This is a genomic window from Prevotella sp. HJM029 (assembly GCF_000599605.1).
In the GTDB taxonomy this organism is placed as follows: domain Bacteria; phylum Bacteroidota; class Bacteroidia; order Bacteroidales; family Bacteroidaceae; genus Prevotella.
On sequence record NZ_KK082674.1, the window covers coordinates 72,008 to 74,446 of the forward strand.

Genomic DNA, 2,439 nt, shown 5'->3' on the forward strand with positions numbered 1-2,439 from the left:
GTTTGCCTCCTTGGCCATGGTGAGCAAGTGATTAGCAAACTGATAGTGCTCCAAGTGCTGGAGCTCACGTTTAAAGATTTTTTTGATTTCCATTTTATTTGTTTTTATGGGTTAAAAAATTATCTTTGTTTTCTTATAGTAGTGTGAGAACGGTGGCTGTTCTCCATTGTTTTCGTTGTTTTTCAATGAGAACGGTGGGCGTTCTCGCCTGTTTTTGATGATTTTGGGGCAACTCGGTCACCGTTCTCGCTTGTTTTTATTGTTTTTGGCCGAGAACGGTCACCGTTCTCAACCATTTTTGTTGTTTTCAGTGCTTCCCGCCCACCGTTCTCACCGTTTTACAAAATGCAGGTTGAACACGGTGGGCGATTGCACTCGTTTATTTTATATTAAAACTCTACGAAGGGGAGGACATAAGCAGAATAATTATAAGTATTATAGAAGCCATTTACATAATTAGCCCCATAGCTCCAAAAATCAGCGTCCTGTTGACATGTGCTTGAACAGATAGGTAGGAAACTCTTATCCGCCGTTATAGGAGAGTTTGAAGCGCCTGCTTTGCTAAAGCCATAAGCCAATGCTGCAGATGCCCATGCTTGCATAGTTCCATTACTCATCGACTTGCGTGAGAACCCTATGGTTGCCATCATTAATTTTATTTGTCCAAGGCTTGGAAGAAACCATCGCCCGATGCCGCTGGTTGGAACGCCGGGATTATAGTTCGCTGCAAGTTTAAAAGCCGGGTATTTGTCACTACCTGCCTTTACTTCATTATTCGAACTTGTGTTCGCATCCCAAGTGTAGGCATAACCATCCATGTCTGTAAAAGCATCTGTTAGGGTAGAGAAGACCCGTTTATTGGTATAAACAATGCGCACCCAAGAAATGTGATCATAACCATCAGTAAATGGTCGTTCTTGCGATGTAGAAGCAAGATTCAATGCGACAGCGAGCCCTTTTTCTCCTGCTGTTTTGCGCCTCACTACGATGCCTATAGGCGTGCGCGTGCCTTTATCTCTAAGATATCCTGTTGTGCCATCATTGAACAAATATTTGTAGGAAGGAGTAATCTTAATATTCAACTTATAATCATCGTTAGCAGACATTGTCCCCAATTTAGTCAACGATGTTTTTAGTGTCCCCACACTATTATAATAGCATGTACCATTATAAAATTCTAATTTCATATCGGTGCCATCCCCCGGTAAAACATATAGATAAGATGTAGTACTTACACCCGTACCATAACCCTCAAGAGGAAACTCTAATATGTCTGTCCCCGGAATAACTGTTTTTGAGGTTAAATCAGCAGAATATCGAATGGCTTTTGTTGTTGTGGCAATTAATCTGCCTTTCATATTGGCAAAGCCCGCTGTAGGTTCTCCAGAACCTATCAGATTTTGCATACTAACCTGACATCGCACTGCAGGGTGTTTCATTTCTATGTCTACTTTATATTCAATGCTATTTGCAGGTATGGTGGCTGTTGTTGAACCTATAAGAGGATTGTTAAAATTCTTAATCGTAAGATTCGTGCCATCATCTTCAACGGCATCATTATAGCACACAAACTTATAGGTGCCGGGTGCCAGCACGAGTAATGAACCTGCATCGGGTATAAACGTGTATTCACCAGCCCACGGATTTGATGGTGTCGGCTTCGTTACCCACCCGATAGTACCACGCAGCACGTTGCCCACACGCAGATTGGTTGCGGGGTTTAAGGCATAAAGATTAAAATGCCCGCTATAAATATCATGTGCGCGCGTTACAGCAGTTTTCCTCTTTTGCCCCCTTTCCACACTGATCTCAGCCGTCATACCATTATCCAAATCCACCACTTGTGTGTCTGTGGGGGCTTGCACAGCACGAGTAATTTCCCTCTCTGCATTAAAATCTTGCATAGAAAGAATTATTTTTCCTTTCGCCGCAAGGTTCACTAAGTTTTGCTGGGGCTGTGCTTGCTCTTCTTCTGTGCTACACGCCGTGAAGAGACCCATAGACAAGCACAGGCTAAATAATATACCAAATGTTATCAAACTTCTTTTCATTCTTCCACCATTTTAGGGTTCAACATCTGTTTCAAGTTCATCGTCCTTCTCTTCTAGACTTTTCCAGTCCTCTTCTTTCAATTTAGGTTGCACAGAAGCGTTGCACAATCCGTTCGTATATTCCATCGGAATAACCGTGCTTTCGGGTTTTACATATACCCGCTTTGTTGTTTGTTTCTTCATTTTGTTAAAACCATTTTATGTTGTGAATTATTTAATCCTTGTTTTACATACAAAATCCGTTCATTTATGCACGCAAAAAGGGCATGCAAAAAGTTTATGAAAAACTTCTTGCACACCCTTTGGTTATAAGTGATTATGTTGTATATTACGCGCGCGTAGGAGCGGACGTTAGAATATGTGTGTGTGTGTGTGTGTGTGTGTGTGT

Annotated in this window: 2 protein-coding genes; both read right to left on the reverse strand. The window is 41.7% G+C overall.

Translation table 11 applies throughout. The annotated features are described in order from the left end of the window. Positions 1-389: 389 nt before the first annotated feature. Positions 390-2,051 carry a hypothetical protein gene (locus X919_RS0112475; protein ID WP_155949730.1) on the reverse strand — a complete coding sequence of 554 codons (1,662 nt, stop codon included), beginning with the start codon at positions 2,049-2,051 and terminating at the stop codon, positions 390-392. Between the two features lie 12 nt (positions 2,052-2,063). Continuing rightward, positions 2,064-2,234, reverse strand: a complete 171-nt coding sequence (locus X919_RS16715) for a hypothetical protein (RefSeq protein WP_155949731.1) — start codon at positions 2,232-2,234, stop codon at positions 2,064-2,066. Between the last annotated feature and the right edge of the window lie 205 nt (positions 2,235-2,439).

Coding starts and splice junctions, on each gene's coding strand:
- X919_RS0112475 (WP_155949730.1), bottom strand. CDS start 2,051: ATGAAAAGAAGTTTGATAACATTTGGTATATTATTTAGCCTGTGCTTG.
- X919_RS16715 (WP_155949731.1), bottom strand. CDS start 2,234: ATGAAGAAACAAACAACAAAGCGGGTATATGTAAAACCCGAAAGCACG.